Origin of the sequence: Dyella jiangningensis, from assembly GCF_003264855.1 — a bacterium.
Taxonomy (GTDB): Bacteria; Pseudomonadota; Gammaproteobacteria; order Xanthomonadales; family Rhodanobacteraceae; genus Dyella; species Dyella jiangningensis_C.
In genome coordinates this window covers 892,264-910,937 of the sequence record NZ_NFZS01000001.1, presented here as the reverse complement: position 1 = coordinate 910,937, position 18,674 = coordinate 892,264, and the positions used below count along the sequence as shown (strand labels likewise).

Annotated in this window: 12 protein-coding genes; 7 read left to right on the top strand and 5 right to left on the bottom strand. The window is 65.6% G+C overall.

Annotation, left to right across the window (positions count from 1 at the left end; translation table 11 throughout):
- Nucleotides 1-45: 45 nt before the first annotated feature.
- Nucleotides 46-858 carry an orotidine-5'-phosphate decarboxylase gene (pyrF, locus tag CA260_RS03945; protein ID WP_111981118.1) on the top strand — a complete coding sequence of 271 codons (813 nt, stop codon included), beginning with the start codon at nt 46-48 and terminating at the stop codon, nt 856-858.
- 282 nt (nt 859-1,140) lie between these two features.
- Nucleotides 1,141-2,100 (top strand): MBL fold metallo-hydrolase, encoded by a 960-nt coding sequence (locus CA260_RS03940; protein WP_111982991.1) that lies wholly within the window; start codon nt 1,141-1,143, stop codon nt 2,098-2,100.
- A 4-nt stretch (nt 2,101-2,104) separates the two neighbouring features.
- On the opposite strand, the gene CA260_RS03935 is transcribed toward CA260_RS03940, so the two are convergent.
- From CA260_RS03935 to def, 5 genes are all read right to left on the bottom strand, one after another.
- Nucleotides 2,105-3,262, bottom strand: coding sequence for an acyltransferase family protein (locus CA260_RS03935; protein ID WP_111981117.1), 1,158 nt, complete (start codon nt 3,260-3,262; stop codon nt 2,105-2,107).
- A gap of 258 nt (nt 3,263-3,520) precedes the next feature.
- Nucleotides 3,521-4,297, bottom strand: coding sequence for a virulence factor family protein (locus CA260_RS03930; protein WP_111981116.1), 777 nt, complete (start codon nt 4,295-4,297; stop codon nt 3,521-3,523).
- A complete protein-coding gene (mprF, locus tag CA260_RS03925) occupies nt 4,294-6,900 on the bottom strand; it encodes a bifunctional lysylphosphatidylglycerol flippase/synthetase MprF (protein ID WP_238149604.1) in 2,607 nt (868 codons plus the stop codon). The genes CA260_RS03930 and mprF overlap by 4 nt, the downstream gene beginning before the upstream one ends.
- Nucleotides 6,901-7,043: 143 nt before the next feature.
- Entirely contained in the window at nt 7,044-9,038 is a 1,995-nt protein-coding gene (locus CA260_RS03920) for an OPT family oligopeptide transporter (RefSeq protein WP_111981114.1), read from the bottom strand.
- 738 nt (nt 9,039-9,776) lie between these two features.
- Nucleotides 9,777-10,316: a peptide deformylase gene (gene def / locus CA260_RS03915; RefSeq protein WP_111981113.1), complete on the bottom strand. Its 540-nt coding sequence runs from the start codon at nt 10,314-10,316 to the stop codon at nt 9,777-9,779.
- A 204-nt stretch (nt 10,317-10,520) separates the two neighbouring features.
- Here def and CA260_RS03910 point away from each other — a divergent pair, with 204 nt between their 5' ends.
- From CA260_RS03910 to CA260_RS03890, 5 genes are all read left to right on the top strand, one after another.
- Nucleotides 10,521-12,596: a carbon starvation CstA family protein gene (locus CA260_RS03910; protein WP_111981112.1), complete on the top strand. Its 2,076-nt coding sequence runs from the start codon at nt 10,521-10,523 to the stop codon at nt 12,594-12,596.
- 10 nt (nt 12,597-12,606) lie between these two features.
- A complete protein-coding gene (locus CA260_RS03905) occupies nt 12,607-12,804 on the top strand; it encodes a YbdD/YjiX family protein (protein ID WP_111981111.1) in 198 nt (65 codons plus the stop codon).
- Nucleotides 12,805-12,949: 145 nt separating this feature from the next.
- On the top strand, nt 12,950-13,453 hold the full coding sequence (locus CA260_RS03900) for a DUF2127 domain-containing protein (protein WP_111981110.1): 504 nt from the start codon (nt 12,950-12,952) through the stop codon (nt 13,451-13,453).
- A 522-nt stretch (nt 13,454-13,975) separates the two neighbouring features.
- A complete protein-coding gene (gene purL, locus CA260_RS03895; protein ID WP_111981109.1) occupies nt 13,976-17,836 on the top strand; it encodes a phosphoribosylformylglycinamidine synthase in 3,861 nt (1,286 codons plus the stop codon).
- 39 nt (nt 17,837-17,875) lie between these two features.
- Entirely contained in the window at nt 17,876-18,628 is a 753-nt protein-coding gene (locus CA260_RS03890; RefSeq protein WP_111981108.1) for a hypothetical protein, read from the top strand.
- The last annotated feature ends 46 nt before the right edge of the window (nt 18,629-18,674 follow it).

Here is an 18,674-nt window from a genome sequence, read left to right as displayed (position 1 = left end):
TTCGCAGTCATTCCACTGCGACGCTGTACCGACGAGGAGATCCCGATGCACTTCATGCAATCCCTGCAACAGGCATGGGCCCGCCACCACTCCCTCGTCTGCGTCGGCCTCGATCCCGAACCAGCCAAATTCCCCGCGCACCTCAAGGGCCGCGCCGATGCGGTGTTCGAGTTTTGCCGCGACATCGTCGACGCCACCGCCGACGTGGTGTCCAGCTACAAGCCGCAGATCGCGCACTTCGCCGCCCTGCGCGCGGAAGATGCACTCGAGCGACTGATCGCGCACATCCACGCCAAACATCCCGGCGTGCCGGTGATACTCGACGCCAAGCGCGGGGACATCGGCAGCACCGCCCAGCATTACGTCACCGAAGCGTTCGAGCGTTACGGCGCCGATGCAGTCACGCTCAATCCATATCTCGGCCGCGATTCCATCCAGCCCTTCCTCGATCGCGCCGACAAGGGCGTGATCCTGCTGTGCCGCACTTCCAACCCGGGTGGCGCGGATTTCCAGGCGCTGGATTGCGGCGGCCAGCCGTTGTATTTGCGCGTCGCCGAAACCATCGCGCGCGACTGGAACGCCAATGGCAACTGCGCATTGGTGACCGGCGCCACGTGGCCGGAAGAACTCGGCAAGGTACGCGCCATCGTCGGCGACATGCCGCTGCTGGTGCCGGGCATCGGCGCGCAGGGCGGCGACGTGGAGGCGGTGCTCAAGCATGGGCGCAGTGCGAATGGCACCGGCCTGATGATCTCTTCTTCGCGTGCCATCCTTTATGCGGGGAATGGCGAGGATTTCGCGCAGGCGGCGCGTGCCGCGGCCATCGAGTTGCGCGACACCATCAATCGCTATCGCTGACTCGGCGCAATACCGCCGTGGCGTAAGCGAGGCAATAGCGCATCTCCACGCCACCCCTCCCTATAGGAGCGCACCCAGTGCGCGACAGCCTTCGCCCCATACGTCACACCCGCGCCACTGTTCATTGAGTACACCCTGTGCGCGACAGCCTTTCCGCGCCGAGCTGCATGGTCGGCGATCTTGCAGGAGCGGGCCTGGCCTTCGACAACCATGCGGCCGCCAGGGTGCCGCTGCCCTCCTCCACGCTTGCCATACCGCCATCCCGGCCGGACCATCATGGCCATGGCCTCCTCCATCGATTTCCGCCCATCACGCCGCCGCCTGCTGCAGGCGGCCGGACTAGCGCTGGCCGCGGGCGCACTATCGCCATGGCGCCTGCGCGCTGACCCGACGCATCGCTCCCGCCTGATCCTGCTCGGCACCGCCGGCGGTCCTACGCCGAAATCCGATCGCGCCGCACCGGCGAGCGCCATCGTGGTCGATGGCGTGATCTATGTGATCGACTGCGGCAACGGCGTGGCGCGGCAGATGGTCAAAGCCGGCCTGGACCTGGGCGCGCTGCGCCACGTCTTCATCACCCACCAGCACTCCGACCACAACGCCGATGTCGGCAACCTGCCATGGCTGGCCTGGTCGGGGCCGTTGCATACCCGCGTGGATCTGTGGGGGCCGCCGCCACTCACTGACATGACGCGGCAGTTCCTCGCATTGAATGCCGTCGATATCCACATCCGCGAGAAGGACGAAGGCCGTCCACCGCTGGCGCCGGTGCTCGTGCCACATGATCTGACCGAACCTGGCGTGGTCATGCACGACGAACGCGTCAAGGTCACTGCAGCGCTGGTGCAGCATCCGCCAGTGACGCCTGCATTCGCCTATCGCTTCGATTGCCCCGACCGCAGCATCGTGTTCTCCGGTGACACGAGACCTTCGGACAATCTCATCAAGCTCGCGCATGGCGCTGACGTGCTGGTGCACGAAGTGATGTATCTGCCTGCGCTGGAGAAGCTGATCGGCAGCGAGCCGAACGCGGCGCGACTGCGCGAGCATCTCCTCGCCAGTCACACGACTACCGAGCAGGTCGGCCGCGTCGCGACCGAAGCGGGCGTGAAGACCTTGGTGCTCAACCATTTCGTGCCCGGAGGAGGCAATCCACCGGTGCCGGACGACGTGTGGCGCGATGCGGTGGCACCGCACTTCAAAGGCCGACTGATGGTCGGCCACGACCTGATGGAGCTTTGAAACGCTAAGCAGTGGCGGCAACCGGCACGGCCCGCCTGGCCAGCATTCGCTCGCGCAGCCAGCGCTCGGCCGGCGTCGACACGTAACGTTCCACCCACCTGCCCAGCAGCCAGCACAACGGCAACGCCGGCAGGTACCACAGGAAACCAAAGGCAGGATCGACTTCGACCGCCCTGTGCAGGCGCACCACGGCGAACACCACGAACATGTGCGTGAGGTAGATCTCGTAGCTGAGCCGCCCCCAGGAGCGCAGCCAACCAACACCGCGCCATGGGCGATGTCCTTCCGACGTGGCCGCACCATGGCTCGCCAACACCAGGCAAAGCGATGCTCCTGTCAGCACCAGCATGTAGCCGTTGTGGACGAGGTGCCAAAGCCACGCGCCTTCGACCATCACCAGATAGAGCCCCATCACGCCAACGGCGCCGAGCAGCCACACCATGCCACCTGACATGCGATTCCATCGCCGTGCCAGCAGCGCGCCCAGCACGCCGGTGGCGATGGCGGACATGCCAGGCAGATAGGCCTTCTCCTGCCATATCTCGTTGCCCGCGAGCGCCGCGCGCGTCCAAGGCAACGAGAGCGCGAGCACGATCAGCATCGGCACGAGGATCCACGTACGGCGCGTGAGAAGGCAGACGAGCGGAAACCCGAGGTAGAACACTTCCTCGATCGACAACGACCACAGCACGTCCCAATTGCCGGGCAAGTAGCCGGTCACGCCTTCATACCAGTTCAGGTGAAAGCCCAGCGCCGCCACGATGGCGCGTGGCAACGACTGCCCTTCCCGCTTGATCACGTAGTCGTCGGCGCCCAGCCCATGCAGCACGCTGAGCACGGCCACCAACAGCAGCAGGCACGGCACGATGCGCGAGAAGCGACGTACGTAGAAACCGCGCAGATCGATCCGTGCCAGCGCACCGTCGCGCCGAAGCGCGTGCCGAGTGATCAGGAATCCGGAAATCACGAAGAAGATGAAGACCGCTTCGTAGCCGTTGAAATTCAGCGCACGCAGCAAGCTTCCGGGCAACACATCGGCCAGCAGGGTCTTCTTCAGCGGAATGCGCAGCCCGATATGGTGCAGCACCACCAAAAGGATCGAGAACCCGCGCAGCAGGTCGATTCCGCTGTTGCGTCCCGCATCATCAGACGTCTGTTCCATCAGCCAGGCTCCCCGCCGCAAGATCGACGAAAGTGCGCAGCGCCAAGGCCGCGCCTTACGTCAGAACGGCAGCCAATGTAGCGCACGGTTCGTTGCTTGTGATGGTTCGCGCAGCACGACCCTCTCTCTAGGAGCGCACCCCGTGCGCGATGGGCATGGCGCGGAAACACCGTTGAGGTCGAGCGACAAGCGATGACCGGAACGACCGGACATGCTGCGGTCGCGCACGGGGTGCGCTCCTGCAACAACGGGCGGTGATCAGTGCGCCGGCAGGTCCTGGATCATCTGCTGCGCCAGGCCTTCGTAGTTGTAGTCGAAGTGATGGTCACCCTTCTTCGCATAGACCTTGATCCATGCGGGGAGGTCCGGCTCGGCGCAGATGGTCTCGTCCTTGTCGTCGAGACCGTAGTAGCAGACCACCGGGGGATGGCCGTCCAAGGCCAGCAGCGGCGCGCGGGCGTCGTAGTGCTTCACCGGATTGAGCCACTGGAAGAAATCCTGCGTGTGGGTCTTCCACCAGCCCTCGCGCATATAGCCTTCCATTTCGATCTCGAAGTTGACGTCCTTGCTGGGCGACAACATCACGATCTGCGCAATCCGGGCGCGCCCCTCGGGGCTGAGCTTGTCGACGATGGAAGGCAGCACGTCGGCGCCGAACGAGAAGCCGATCAGCCAGATCCGCTTCTTCTCGCCCGACGCCACCAGGCGCGTGATCAACCCATCGAGGTCGGCGGCCGACTCGTCCGCGCTCTTCTCGCGCCAGTAGTACTGCAGCAGGCTGATGCCTTCGACCGGGATGCCGTGCGAGGCGATGATCTTGCCCAGCGACTGGTCAAGATCGCGCCAGCCGCCATCGCCGGAATAGAACACCGCCACCACGTCCTCGCGCCCCGCCAGCGGCGTGACGCCCGGCTTGGCCGGCACCGTGACGATCGATTCATCCAGCGACGCGTGATGCCACGGCTGCCAGGCCCACAGGCCGATGCCGGCGGCGATCAGGATGACCAGCGCAATCCACTTCCAGAGTCGTTTCAACGGCGCACCATGCCAGACAGTCCACCCGAGATAAGGCTCGCCACGTTGGCGAACACCAGCGGCAGGGCGATGCCGTTAGGCACCGCGAGGTAGCGAGGTTCCCACACGGGATCGAATTTGTCCTTGTATTTGTGCAGCCCGCGGAAGTTGTAGAAGCGCTCGCCACGGCCGAACAGCAGGGCGCCCAGGCGGCTCCACAGCGGCGCGCTGCGGCGGTTCTGCAGGCCGGAGAACGGTGCCATGCCGAGATTGAACCAGCGGTAACCTTCGCGCTTCGCCCACTGCATCAGCTCGATGAAAAGGAAGTCCATCACGCCAGCCGTGCCTTCGGGCAGGTGACGCATCAGGTCGAGCGAGGCTTCTTCCTTGCTGTCGGTGAGGAAAAGGTTGGCGAACGCCACGAGTTGATCGTTCTGCCAGACCAGGGCCATCGGCGTGCGCTGCAGATATTGCGGATCGAAGGTGCCCAGCGAGAAGCCCTTTTCGCGCACGCCCTTGTCGCGCATCCATGCATCGGAGATCGCCTTGAGCTTCGGCAGCAGCGGCGCCACCGCCTCGGCGGGGATGATCTCCAGGCGCATGCCTTCGCGCGTGAGTTTGTTGACCGTGTTGCGCAGGACCTTTTTCGACTTGCCGTCGAGATTGAACTCGGCCAGCGGCACGCGCGCTTCCTCGCCGATCTTGATCAGGTTCATGCCCACTTCGAGATACAGGTCGAGGTCTTCCGGCCGCACCTGATAGAACAGCGGCCAGCCTCCCGCGCGCTCGCACAGATCGCGGAAGCTCCATACCAGCTCGCGGCGCGCCTCTTCGTCTTCGCCCACCGGATCGCCCATGGCGACCCAGCTGCGGCCTTCCACGTCGTACATGATGAAGGCCTTGGCTTCGGCGTCGAACAGCAGCGTCTTGTCGGCCATCAACGCCAGATGCGCCTGCGCCGAGCTGTATTGCTTGATCAGCGGCAGCGCTTTCTGCAGATCGGGCTCGCTGGGCAATTGCAGGTGCGGGCGCGCAGGCCGGATCAGGTTGGCCAGCGCAAACAGCAGGCCCGCCGCCGCCGCGCCCACCAGCGCGCGCAATGCGCGTGGCGCACCGCCGTGATAGAAGCTGAACTCCCACCACAGGTTGGTGCTGTATTCCACGTGCTTGTAGCTGAAGCCGACCAGCCAGCCGGCGCACACCAGCACGGCGACGATCGCGATGATCCATCCCCACGAGAAGCTTGCGCTGAACATCGAGGCGCGTCGATAGAACAGCTTGTGCGCCGGCGCGAGCGCGAGAGCGAGCAGCGAAAGCAAGGTCGCTTCTTCGTAGTCGATGCCCTTGAGCAGCGACAGCACGGCGCCGAGCACCAGCAGGATGAGCGTGAGCACATAGGCCGCATCGAGGCGACGCTGCAGGCCACGCGCGAGGATCAGCAGCATCATGCCGACCACGCTGGAGAGGAAGTGCGAGACTTCCAGCACCGCCAGCGGCAACACATCACGCAGGATCGCCATGCGCGCCGGCAACGCCGACGTCGCGCCGGAGAACAGCAGCACCGCGCCCGACACCATGGTGAGGCCGGCAAAGAACGGCGGCAGCAGGCCGGTGAACCACGGCGCCAGCAGCGCCTTCTGGCGGAGCCCGCGCGCCTCGCGCCACAGCACCACCAGGGTGGCGGCGAACAGCGGCAGGAAGTAGTAGATCAGGCGATACGCGGCAAGCGCGCCGAGGATCGGCGCTTCCAGCCCTTGGTTGCCCGCTGCGCCGAAGCCCGCGAGCATCACCGCCTCGAACACGCCCAGGCCGCCGGGAACATGGCTCACCAGGCCGGCGATCTGTGCCAACACGAAAATGGCGAGGAAATGCCCGAAGCCGGTGTCGACGTCGTTGGGCATCAGCAGGTACAGCACGTACGCCGCCAAACCCCAGTCGATCGCGCCCACCAGAATCTGGCGCGCCGCGACCCGGGGCGACGGCAGGTGCACGCGCCAGCGCCACAGGCGCAACGGACGGCCCAGCAGTTTTCCGCCCACCAGCCAAAGCAGCGGCACCAAGGTGAGTACGACGGCCACCGGCAATCGCAGGCTCGCCAACGGCAGTGAAGATGGCACCGGCACCAGCAGCAGCGTCACGCCCGTGAGCGCACACAGGCCCAGCCAGAAACTGAGCGTCGTATAGACCACCACCTTCGCCACTTCGGCGGTGGTGAGCCCGGCCTGGATATAGAAGCGGTAGCGGATGGAGCCGGAGATCAGCAGCGCCATGCCCAGCGCATTGCTGAAGGCGTAGCTGATGAAGGAGATGAGGCTGACCTGCGGCCCGGGCAGGCGCTTGCCGATCGTGGCGAGGCCGAACCAGTCGTACAGGATCATCATGCCGTAGCTGCCCGCGGTGAGCAGCACGGCCAGGGCGATGCGATGGTTCTCGAGGCCATGGACGTAGCGGGCCACCTCGCGGTAACTCACTTCGCTGGCCAGGCGGTGCAATGCCCACAGCGCCAGGCAGAGCATGGCGACGGAAAGCAGAGGACCGGCAAGACGACGCAACCGGGCCGCCAGGCCAGGGCGAGTCGTCACCTCACCGGGAATCGAGGCGTTCGCCCCAGTCTGCTCCACCACGCGTTCAACGCCTCCACAAACCCACCGCGCAGTACGTTACCTGCGACCGCTTAGGATAGCCTGTCGCGGCTATCTCCTGTTCGATCGTGGCATGAGGAGATGACATTCGGTTGCGGCCGTCTGGCGCGGCCGCAACCCCGGCATTACGCCTTGTTCAGGCCCTTGGCCATCCGGGCTATCCAGCGGTACATGACGAACACGACCGCCGCGAAGGCAATGCCGCCGATCCACTGGGCGGCGCCCGCGAAGCCCTCGCCAACCAGCGCCAGCGGCGCGGCCTTGCCCGAGAAGCCGACGATGAAGGCAATCACCACGCCGATCACGCTTTCGCCCACGATCAGGCCGGAGGCGAGCAGCACGCCGAGCTGCTTGGTGGTCTCCGGCTTGGCCGAGCGATCTGCCCGACGGTCGAAGTACCAGCCCACGATCGAACCGACCACCACCATCAGCGTACTCACCGTGGGCAGATAGATGCCCAGGCCGACGGCGAGCGGCGGCATGCTCATGTGCTTGGTGGTGCGGCGAAGGATTTCGTCGATCAGGATGATCGCCACGCCGATCCAGATGCCCGTGATGATCAGGCTCCAGTCGATGTTGTTGGTGATCACGCCCTGCGCAAGCGCCGAGATCAGGCCGGCCTGCGGTGCCGGCAGCGCGTGCGCACCCGCACCGGGCACGCCCACGAAACCGTAGGCCTTGTTGAGCAGGTCCAGCACCGGCGGAATCACTGCCGCGCCAGCCACCACGCCCACCACCAGCGCCACCTGCTGGCGCCACGGCGTGGCATCGACCAGCTGGCCGGTCTTCAGGTCCTGCAGGTTGTTGTTGGCGATGGCCGCCACGGTGAACACCACCGAGGTGATGAACAGCGCGAAGGCCACCAGCGCCTTGCCCTCTTCCGGACCGACGTGCGGCTTCACGAACGCTACCAGCAGCAGCGCCGCGGCGATCACCACCAGAATGCCCACGCCCGACAATGGGCTGTTGGACGAACCGATCAGGCCGGCCATGTAGCCGCACACGGTGGAGACAAAGAAGCCCATCAGCACCACGAAGGCCACGCCGCCGATGGCGAGCACGCCAACGTGATCACCCAGGCCGCTGGTGGTGCCGAAGTAGCCGAGCAGCCAGCCGATCGGCACGAAGCAGGCGACGGTGATCAGGCCCACGATGCCGATCGGAATGTCACGCTCGGTGCGCGGCAACGTGTCGGCCTTGCCGGCCTTGCGTACACGCGATGCGGCCATGGCGCTCGCCAGGCCGCTGATCACCGGTTTCACCAGCTTCGCCAACGTCCAGATCGCCGAAACGCCGATGGCGCCGGCGCCCACGAAGCGCACCTTGTGACTCCACGTGCCCTGGGCGAGATCCGCCACCGAGGCGGTGAGGTCACCCATCAACGAGTAATGCGGCACGCCCCAGCCCCAGCCGATCAGCGCGCCGATCAACATCGCGATGCCGACCGAGAGGCCGACGAGGTGGCCGATCGCAAACAGGGCGAACGACAGGTTGAAGTCGAAGCCGCTGACCGATCCCTTGTTGCCCACGCGGAAGTACTGCACCACGTCGCTGGCGAACACCTGGGTGGCCACGATCACGGCGAACACCGCCGAGACGATCGAACCCCACAACACGGCCAGCAGACCGGCGCGACCTTCTTCCACGCTGTCGGCATCCGCCTCGTCGCCGCTGCCGACCTTCAGCACTTCGGCGCAGGCCAGGCCTTCCGGATACGGCAGGTCGGTGTCGGTCACCAGCGCGCGGCGCAGCGGGATCGAGTACATCACGCCAAGCGTGCCGCCCAGCGCGCACACCGCGAACGAGGTCCAGAACGGGAAGTCCGCCCACCAGCCGATCATGATCATGCCCGGCAGCACGAAGATGATCGACGACAGCGTGCCCGCCGCCGAGGCGATGGTCTGGACGACGTTGTTTTCCTGGATCGTCGAATCCTTGAAGCCACGCAGCAGGGCCATCGAGATGACCGCCGCCGGGATCGAGGTAGCAAAGGTAAGACCGGCCTTGAGGCCGAAGAAGACGTTGGCCGCGGTGAACACCACCGTGATCACCACGCCGAGGATGAGACCGCGGACGGTCAGCTCTTTGCGCGAATCCGCGCTGGGATGGTTGCCGCTCACGAGTTCATGCCCGTCATATTGGTGCTCCCCTGGTGATCCATGGATACGTCACCCCGACCGGTCGGGTCAGGGCCAGCGCGTAGGGTTGCCGCATTCGGCCGGAGAAGCAACGGGGTTGGGTCTGTTGGGCGGGACTGGAAGCCAAGCCGCAAGACACGTGTTGCGTTGCAAAAAGAACGTGTTTGCCACCCACTCGCGAGCACCCGCCCCTCGCCCCAGCCCTCTCCCCGGAGGGGAGAGGGAGAGAGGGTATGGCATCCGATCCCTCACCGCGGAACAAAGCTGCTTCAAGTCCTCTCCGCTATGGCGCGTTGCGGTGTAGCCGCGCCGTTCGAGGTAGTAACGAGCGCACCAAGGCTGGCCTCAGTCGCCCGACGCTTCTATCCCACGTACTGCTAAAAGCCTTGGCTCTTAAGGCCATTTTCTTTGGGTTACTTTTCTTTTGGGCCAGCAAAAGAAAAGTGACTCGAGCTCCGGCAGGAGATCGAAACGCCCGCTGCGTAAGCGGCAGGCTCGCGGCAGCATGGCAACCGAAGGCCAAAACCCGCTCTCGCAAAATCCGAAAACATGAAGACCGGCGCGAAAGGCTGTCGCGCACAGGGTGCGCTCCCACAATGTGAAAGAGCGGCGTTAGCGTGGCGACCGAGGCAAAAGGCGATCGCGCACTGGGTGCGCTCCTACAGGTGAGGCTGACCGCCAATGCATCGCGACAGCGGCAGCGGCAGCGGCAAACTATCGCTACTCGTCCGCCCCCGCATCCATCCCCGGGAACAACACCTCCGTATACCCAAACTTGCTGAAATCCGTGATCCGCGACGGATAAAGCCGCCCGATCAAGTGATCGCACTCATGCTGCACCACCCGCGCGTGAAAACCTTCCGCCGTGCGGTCGATCTGCGCTCCCTTCGGGTCGAATCCCTGGTAACGGATCAGCGTGTAACGGTTCACCGCACCACGCAGCCCTGGCACGGAAAGGCAACCCTCCCAGCCTTCTTCCATGTCCTGCGAGAGCGGCGTGATCACCGGATTGAGCAGGATCGTGCGCGGCACCGCCGGCGCGTCGGGATAGCGGTCGGAGCTGTCGAAGCCGAAGATCACTAGTTGCAGGTCCACGCCGATCTGCGGTGCGGCCAGCCCGACGCCACCGGCGTCATGCATGGTGTCGAACATGTCGACGATGAGCGCATCGAGCTCCGCACTGCCAAACATGGCGTCGGGCACCGCGGGAGCCACCCGCAGCAGCCTCGGATCGCCCATCTTCAGGATCTCGCGGATCATGAAAAACCTCGCTTGTTCATCGGTTTGGCATCGGCCTTGAGGCCGCTGCCGGGTGAATCAGTGTACGCGCCGGGCATGTCCGCGAGGTGTACCCAAGCTCGGCCCGCATTCGACCAATGGCTAATATTTGCCGGCGCATAATGCCATTGACCCCCGGAGTCGCCGGGACGACCCTGTCAGGGGACTGTCCAGGAGCCAATCCGCATGTCAAGCGCCGTCGTCAAACCTAGCCCGGCAGGCAAGATCCTGTGGGCCGCCATCGCCATCGTGGGCGCCTGGTGCCTGGGCGTCGTCGCCCTGCGCCGCGGCGAACCCATCAACGCCATCTGGCTGGTCGCCGCCGCGATTGCCGTGTTCGTCATCGGCTATCGCTTCTACGGCAAGTTCATCAACGACAAAGTGTTGCGCATGGACCCCTCGCGCGCCACGCCGGCCGTGCTGCGCAATGACGGCCTGGACTATGTGCCGACCGACAAATGGGTGGTGTTCGGACATCACTTCGCCGCCATCGCCGGCGCAGGTCCGCTGGTGGGACCGGTGCTTGCCGCGCAGATGGGCTACCTGCCCGGCACGCTGTGGATCCTGTTCGGCGTGGTGTTCGCCGGCGCGGTGCAGGACTTCATGATCCTGGGCCTGTCGGTGCGCCGCGACGGCCGCTCGCTGGGCAACATGCTGCGCGACGAGCTGGGGCCGGTCGCCGGTATCGTCGCCATGTTCGGCGTGCTGGTGCTGATGATGATCGTGCTGGCGGTGCTGGCGCTGGTCGTGGTCAAGGCCCTGACGCACAGCCCGTGGGGCACCTACACGGTGGCCTGCACGATTCCGATTGCGCTGCTGATGGGCGCTTACCTGCGCTGGTTCCGCCCGGGCAAGATCCTCGAAGTCTCGATCATCGGCCTGATCCTGCTGCTGCTGTCGATCTGGAGCGGCGCCTACGTGGCCGCCTCGCCGACGCTGGCGCCGATGTTCGACTTCGACGCCAAGGCGCTGGCCTGGCTGCTGATCGCCTACGGCTTCTGCGCGTCGGTGTTGCCGGTGTGGCTGCTGCTGGCGCCGCGCGACTACCTCTCCACCTTCCTCAAGATCGGCACCATCCTGCTGCTGGCGCTGGCCATCTTCCTGGCCGCGCCGACGCTGCAGATGCCCGCGTTGACCAAGTTCGTGGACGGTACCGGCCCGGTGTTCCAGGGCAACCTGTTCCCGTTCCTGTTCATCACCATCGCCTGCGGCGCGGTGTCGGGCTGGCACTCGATCATTTCCTCCGGCACCACGCCCAAGCTGATCGCCAATGAAGGCGAGGCGCGCATGATCGGCTACGGCGGCATGCTGATGGAGGCCTTCGTGGCCATCATGGCCCTGGTCGCCGCCGCGTCGCTGCACCCGGGCGTGTACTTCGCGATGAACTCGCCCGCCGCGCTCATCGGCACCACCGCGCAGGATGCGGCCACGGCCATCAGCCAATGGGGCTTCGTGGTGACGCCTGACGAACTGCTGACGACCGCGCAGAACATTGGTGAGAAGACCATTCTGAGCCGTGCCGGCGGTGCGCCGACGCTGGCGGTGGGCATGGCCCAGCTGCTGCACGGCATCATCCCGGGCGAAGGGATGATGGCGTTCTGGTACCACTACGCCATCCTGTTCGAAGCGCTGTTCATCCTCACCACGGTGGATGCCGGCACGCGCGTGGGCCGCTTCATGATCCAGGAGATCGCCGGCCTGGTGCACAAGCCGCTGCAGCATACCGAGTCGTGGACGGGCAACCTGCTCGCCACCGCCATCTGCGTGGGCCTGTGGGGTTACTTCCTGTACCAGGGCGCGGTCGATCCGCTGGGCGGCATCAACACGTTGTGGCCGCTGTTCGGCATCGCGAACCAGATGCTGGCCGCCGTCGCTTTGATGCTGGCCACGGTAGTCACGGTGAAGCTGAAACGTGAGCGTTACGTGTGGGTGCCGGGCATCCCGGCGGTCTGGCTGGTGGTGTGCACGCTCACCGCTGGCTGGCAGAAGCTCAGCGGCCCGATCAGCTTCACTGCCGCCGCGAACAAGTACGCGCAGGCAGCGGCCGACGGCAAGCTGCTCGCGCCCGCCAAGACGGCCGAGGAGATGCAGCGCATCGTCACCAACAACTACGTCGACGCCGCGCTCACCGGCATCTTCATGCTGCTGGTGCTGACGATGGCGGGTTTCGCCATCAATGCGATCATGAAGGCCTGGCGCATCAACCACCCGACCGCGCACGAAGAACCATACGTGGCGCTGGGTAGCGCGCCCACCCATTGAGGGCTTCGATATGAACGTCCCTAACCTGCAAGCGATACGGAAGTGGGCGGTGCAAACCGCCCGCCTCTGCTGCGGCATTCCGGACTATGACGTCTATGTGAACCATCTGCGCACGCATCACCCGGAACGGCCGGTACCCAGTTACAAGGAATTTTTCCGGGAACGGCAGATCGCCCGCTACAAGGGTACCGGCGGACGCTGCTGCTGACTGGCTTCAAAGCGAACCCGAGGCCATGCTCCTTGCCGGGGCATGGCCTTTGTTCGTTATATCCATGACCTTCGCCGCTGTGCTTTTCGTAGCGCTGCATTCATCATTCCGCGGCGACCATGTAAGGCCAGCCCATCGTTGAGCCATGACCGAGCACCACCTTACCCAGCCCTCATCCGACGTGGAGGCACAGCACAGCCTGGGCCTGCGCATCATCGCCATCTACAAGGCGATCAAGACCGTGGGTCTGTTGTTCGCCGCCGCCGCGGCCTTCCATCTGGAGCGCGAGCAGAACTTCGATCGCTTCGTGCACTGGCTTGAGCATCTCTCGCTCACCGACACCAACGGCCTGCGCTGGCAGCTGGTGAGCCTGCTGCAGCAATGGGGACACAGCCGCTTCATCGCCGTGGGGCTGGTCGCGATCGGTTATGCCGCGATCTTCGCCACCGAAGGCACCGGCCTGTGGCTGCGCAAGCACTGGGCGGAATGGTTTACGGTGATCGCCACGGGGTCGCTGGTGCCGCTGGAGTTCTATGAGGTGTTCCACCACTTCACATGGCTGAAGCTGCTGGCGCTGCTGGGGAATATCGCGATCGTGGTTTACCTGGTGAGGATTGCGATGCAGCCGCGGCCGAAGAAGGGGCATTGAGGTCTGCTTTTGTGCCCGCTTTGGCGGGTGCTTCGCTGACTGTTGCCTGCCTGCTTTTTTGGTCACCTCCTTATGTGATCACCGCCCTTTTGGGTTGCGTCCTTTTTGTAGGAGCGCACCCTGTGCGCGATAGCCTTTCGCGGCGGTCTTCATCTTGCTCGTCATCCCGGCGTAGGCCGGAGACGCTTCACAACAGCCGCAGGCTGGTGATCCAGCAGCGTCGGTTTTGGGTTGTCGCGATACGGCGACTGGGCACTGGAACCTCGAAACGATAGACATGTGGGCCGGCGCAAAAGGCGGTCGCGCACAGGGTGCGCTCCTACAGGGGGGAGAGCCCTGCGACCCCAGGGCTCCGCCGAATCGCACAGCCAAACCGCGGAAATACTGATCCTTCAAAGCCTTAGCGCCACACCTGCCCGAGCGCGCGGCCGCGCGCTCCCAGATCACCCCATTGCTGCGCCGCAGAAACCCTCACCCGCCTTGGGGTACAATAGGCGTTTTCGCATAGCCCCCGTTCCCCGCATGATCGCACTCGACGGGCAGAGCGCCCTCTCGCTTTTTCGCCTTGAACGCCTGAACGCGCGCCTGGAAGCCATCCATCACGGCACGCGCGTCCAATCGTCCTGGTTCATCTATTTCATCGACGCCGACCGCATGCCCGAGGGCGAGCAGCGGCGTCGCTTGCTGGAAGTGCTTGAGGCGAAGGACGCAGCGCCGGAGACGGCCTCGGTATGGGTCGTGCCGCGACTGGGCACCATCTCGCCGTGGTCGAGCAAGGCCACCGACATCCTGCATGGCGCCGGCTTCGACGTGCGCCGCGTGGAGCGCGGCGTGGCCTGGCAGGTGGCCGGACTGCCGGCCGCCGACATGCCGCAGTACGACGCGGTGATGAACGTGCTGCACGATGCGATGACGCAGTCGGTGCTCACGAACCTCGACGAGGCGCAGCACCTGTTCCTCGGCGGCAAGCCCGGTCCGCTGGTGTACATCGAGCTGGGTGGCGACGCCAAGGCGGCGCTGGACAAGGCGAACAAGGAGCTGGGCCTGGCGCTGGCCGATGACGAGATCGAATACCTCGTCGATCGCTACGCCGAGCTGGGTCGCAACCCGACCGACGCCGAACTCTTCATGTTCGCGCAGGCCAACTCGGAGCACTGCCGCCACAAGGTGTTCAACGCCAGTTGGACGCTGGACGGCGAGGCACAGGACAAGAGCCTGTTCGCCATGATCAAGAACACCCACCAGCACTCGCCCGCCCACACGCTGTCCGCCTACAAGGACAACGCTGCGGTGATCGAAGGCTATGAGGGCAACCGCTTCTATCCCGACCAGGACGGCGTGTGGCATCCGCACCATGAGCGTGTCGAATACGCGATCAAGGTGGAGACGCACAATCACCCGACCGCCATTGCACCGTGGCCGGGCGCAGCCACCGGCGCCGGCGGCGAGATCCGCGACGAGGGTGCGACCGGTCGGGGTGCCAAGCCGAAGGCGGGCCTCACCGGTTTCTCGGTATCGGACCTGCGCATCCCGGGCAAGCCGCGTCCGTGGGAAGTGGAACGCCCATTGCCGCCGCACATGGCCACGGCGTTCGAAATCATGCGCGATGGTCCGCTGGGTGCCGCCGCGTTCAACAACGAATTCGGCCGCCCTGCCCTGGGTGGCTATTTCCGTACCTACGAGCACGAAACCGGCGAAGCCGGCGTGCGCCGCGGCTACGACAAGCCGATCATGATTGCCGGCGGCCTCGCCAACATCTGCGCGAACCACGTACAGAAGCGCGACGTGCAGCCGGGCAACAAGGTGATCGTGCTGGGCGGCCCGGCCATGCTGATCGGCCTGGGCGGCGGCGCTGCCTCGTCGGTGTCGTCGGGCACCTCGAGCAAGGAGCTGGACTTCGCCTCCGTGCAGCGCGACAACGCCGAGATGGAGCGTCGCGCGCAGCAGGTGATCGACAGCTGCTGGGCCCGCCGCGACCAGAACCCGATCGTCAGCGTGCATGACGTGGGTGCGGGCGGCCTGTCCAACGCGATTCCGGAACTGCTCAACGACGCCGGCGTCGGTGGCCGCATCGACCTTTCCAAGGTGCCGTGCGACGACCCCTCGCTGTCGCCGATGCAGCTGTGGAGCAACGAGTCGCAGGAGCGCTACGTGCTCGCCATCGGCGCGGCCGATCTCGAGGAATTCGAGGGCTACTGCCAGCGCGAGCGTTGCCCGTATGCCGTGGTCGGCGAAGCCACCTCCGAGCGTCGCCTGGTGGTACATGACCCGCGCACCGATACCACGGTGATCGACCTGCCGATGGACGTGCTGTTCGGCAAGCCGCCGCGCATGCATCGCGATGCGCATCACGTGAAGCCGCGCGTGGACCTGGTGCCCGACCTTGCCGGCATCAGCATGGACGAGGCCCTGCTGCGCGTGCTGCGCCTGCCCACGGTGGGCAGCAAGAGCTTCCTCATCACCATCGGCGACCGCACCGTCGGTGGCCTCAACCACCGCGACCCGATGGTCGGCCCGTGGCAGGTGCCGGTGGCCGATGCCGCCGTCACCATCACCGATTTCGACGGCTACACCGGCGAAGCGATGGCGATGGCCGAGCGCGCCCCGGTGGCGCTGCTCAATAGCGCCGACGCCGCTCGCCTTGCGGTGGGCGAAGCCATCACCAACCTCGCCGCCGCGCCGATCGCCTCGCTAGGCGAAGTGCGCCTCTCGGCGAACTGGATGGCCGCGGTGAACTACGGCAGCGAAGATGCCGCCCTGTTCGACGCCGTGAAGGCCGTCGGCATGGAACTGTGCCCGGAGCTGGACATCTCCATTCCGGTCGGCAAGGACTCGTTGTCCATGCAGACCGTGTGGAAGGATGGCGACACCACGCAGCGCACCGTGTCGCCGGTATCGCTGGTGATCACCGGCTTTGCCCGTGTCACCGACGTGCGCCGCACGCTCACGCCGCAACTGCGCCTGGATCGCGGCGACTCCGAACTGTGGCTGCTCGACCTCGGCGCCTGCCGCGACCGCCTCGGCGGCTCCGCGCTCACGCAGGTGTTCAACCGAGGCGGTGGCGTGCCGCCGGACCTGGACGACGCCAAGCGCCTGAAGTCGCTGTTCAACCTCGTGCAGGAAGCGAACGCCAACGGTCTGCTGCTGGCCTATCACGATCGTTCCGATGGCGGCGTCATCGTCACGCTGCTGGAAATGGCCTTCGCCGGCCATTGCGGCCTGGAAATCCATCTCGACGGCTGGGCCGAAGCCGCCTTGCGCGCGCTGTTCAATGAAGAACTCGGCGCGGTGGTGCAGGTGGGCACGGCCAATCGCGAAGCATTCGAAGCGCTGCTGGTGAAACACGAACTCACCAGCATGGCCTATCGCATCGGCCGGCCGAAGGAAAAGCTGGGCATCAAGCTGTTCCACAACGGCGAGACGCAGTTCAAGTGGAACTGGCGCACGCTGTTCGAAGCGTGGAACGAAACCAGCTACGCGATGCAGCGCCTGCGCGACAACCCGATCAGCGCCGACGCCGAGAACGAATGGCGCCTGGACGATGCCGATCCGGGCATCAGTCCCAAGCTCACCTTCGACCCGTCCGACGATATCGCCGCGCCCTACATCAACAAGGGCGCGCGTCCGCGCGTGGCCGTGCTGCGCGAACAAGGCGTCAATGGCCAGGTGGAAATGGCGGCGGCGTTCACGCGCGCCGGCTTCGACGCCGTGGACGTCCATATGTCCGACCTCGCCAGCGGCCGCATCAAGCTCGCTGATTTCCGCGGTCTTGCGGCATGCGGTGGCTTCTCCTATGGCGACGTGCTGGGCGCAGGTCGCGGCTGGGCCACGTCCATCCTGTACAACGAATACCTGCGCGCCGAGTTCAGCACGTTCTTCGCCGACGCCCAGCGTTTCGCGCTGGGCGTGTGCAACGGCTGCCAGATGATGAGCCAGCTGAAGGACATCATCCCTGGCGCCCAGCATTGGCCGAAGTTCCTGCGCAATGCGTCTGAACAGTACGAAGCGCGCGTGGCCACGCTGGAAGTGCTCGATTCGCCGAGCATCTTCTTCAAGGGCATGGCCGGCTCGCGCATTCCGGTCGCGGTGGCGCACGGCGAAGGCCGCGTGAGCTTTCCGCACAGCTGCAGCCCGTCGAAGTCCGGTGGCGCGCTGCGCTACGTCGACAACCGCGGCCGGCCCACCGAAGACTACCCGCTCAATCCGAACGGCTCGCCCGGCGGCCTCACCGGCTTCACCGCCGCGGATGGTCGCATCACCATCATGATGCCGCATCCGGAACGCGTGTTCCGCACCGTGCAGATGAGCTGGCATCCGGAGAAGTGGGGCGAGGATTCGCCGTGGATGCGCATGTTCCGCAACGCCCGGGTGTGGTGCGGCTGATGACGCGCCGCCACGCCAGGCCGCTGCTGCCGACCTGACGTGGCCACCCACGCGAGCCGCCGGTGGGTGACCCTGCTGCCGGCGGCGGCGTGGACGATCGCGATGGCGCTGCTGCCCTGGTGGATGGGGCTGCCGCTATGGCTGCTGCTGGTACTGGGCGCGGTGATGTTCCGTCACCGCATCGAGCACTATGCCGAGCTCAGTCGGCGCGGCCTGTATTGGGGACTTCCCGGCGTGCTGTTCGCGGCGCAACGTGCCTGGGGTGGCGGCCCGCTCACCTGGGCTGCGGCCTTGCTCGGCGCGCTGGTCGCTTATTCCCTGCTTGCGCTGATGGAATCACTGCTTGACCGCCGCGTCAGGCGCGCGCCAGCGGCAGCGGCCACGCCGGAATGGAGCGAGCTTGCGTTGGCGCCGATCGGTCCGCCCGCGCACATCATCGAGCTCACCCGCGTTGCCTGGAGCGAGGCACGGGAGGCATTCACCGATCCCGACGGCGAATCCGTACGGTACGAAGCACGCGGCCCCGGGCGCGGACGCTACGTGTTCGCGCAAGGCCGCGTGATCGAACGCGCCAGCCCCCGCTGCTGCTTCGGCCCGGGCGGTCGATGGTTCGCCGCCCGATTGCCGGGGGACCGGGGCGAAATCCTGTGGGACAGACGCAGCGACCATCTTTATCGGCTGGCCGGATGGGTGCTCAGCGGCTGGGAAGGCGAGCAGCCCTGGCTGGCCCGCGGCGAGGAGGGCGTACCGGCACCACTCCACGAAGTGCTCGGGCGCGGTCGCTCGCACTGAAGCCGACTTCGGGCAAGATCGACGGTCTTTCACATCCAGAACACGC

Coding starts and splice junctions, on each gene's coding strand:
- purL (WP_111981109.1), top strand. CDS start 13,976: ATGATCGCACTCGACGGGCAGAGCGCCCTCTCGCTTTTTCGCCTTGAA.
- CA260_RS03905 (WP_111981111.1), top strand. CDS start 12,607: ATGAACGTCCCTAACCTGCAAGCGATACGGAAGTGGGCGGTGCAAACC.
- CA260_RS03900 (WP_111981110.1), top strand. CDS start 12,950: ATGACCGAGCACCACCTTACCCAGCCCTCATCCGACGTGGAGGCACAG.
- CA260_RS03910 (WP_111981112.1), top strand. CDS start 10,521: ATGTCAAGCGCCGTCGTCAAACCTAGCCCGGCAGGCAAGATCCTGTGG.
- CA260_RS03935 (WP_111981117.1), bottom strand. CDS start 3,262: ATGGAACAGACGTCTGATGATGCGGGACGCAACAGCGGAATCGACCTG.
- pyrF (WP_111981118.1), top strand. CDS start 46: ATGCACTTCATGCAATCCCTGCAACAGGCATGGGCCCGCCACCACTCC.
- def (WP_111981113.1), bottom strand. CDS start 10,316: ATGATCCGCGAGATCCTGAAGATGGGCGATCCGAGGCTGCTGCGGGTG.
- CA260_RS03940 (WP_111982991.1), top strand. CDS start 1,141: ATGGCCTCCTCCATCGATTTCCGCCCATCACGCCGCCGCCTGCTGCAG.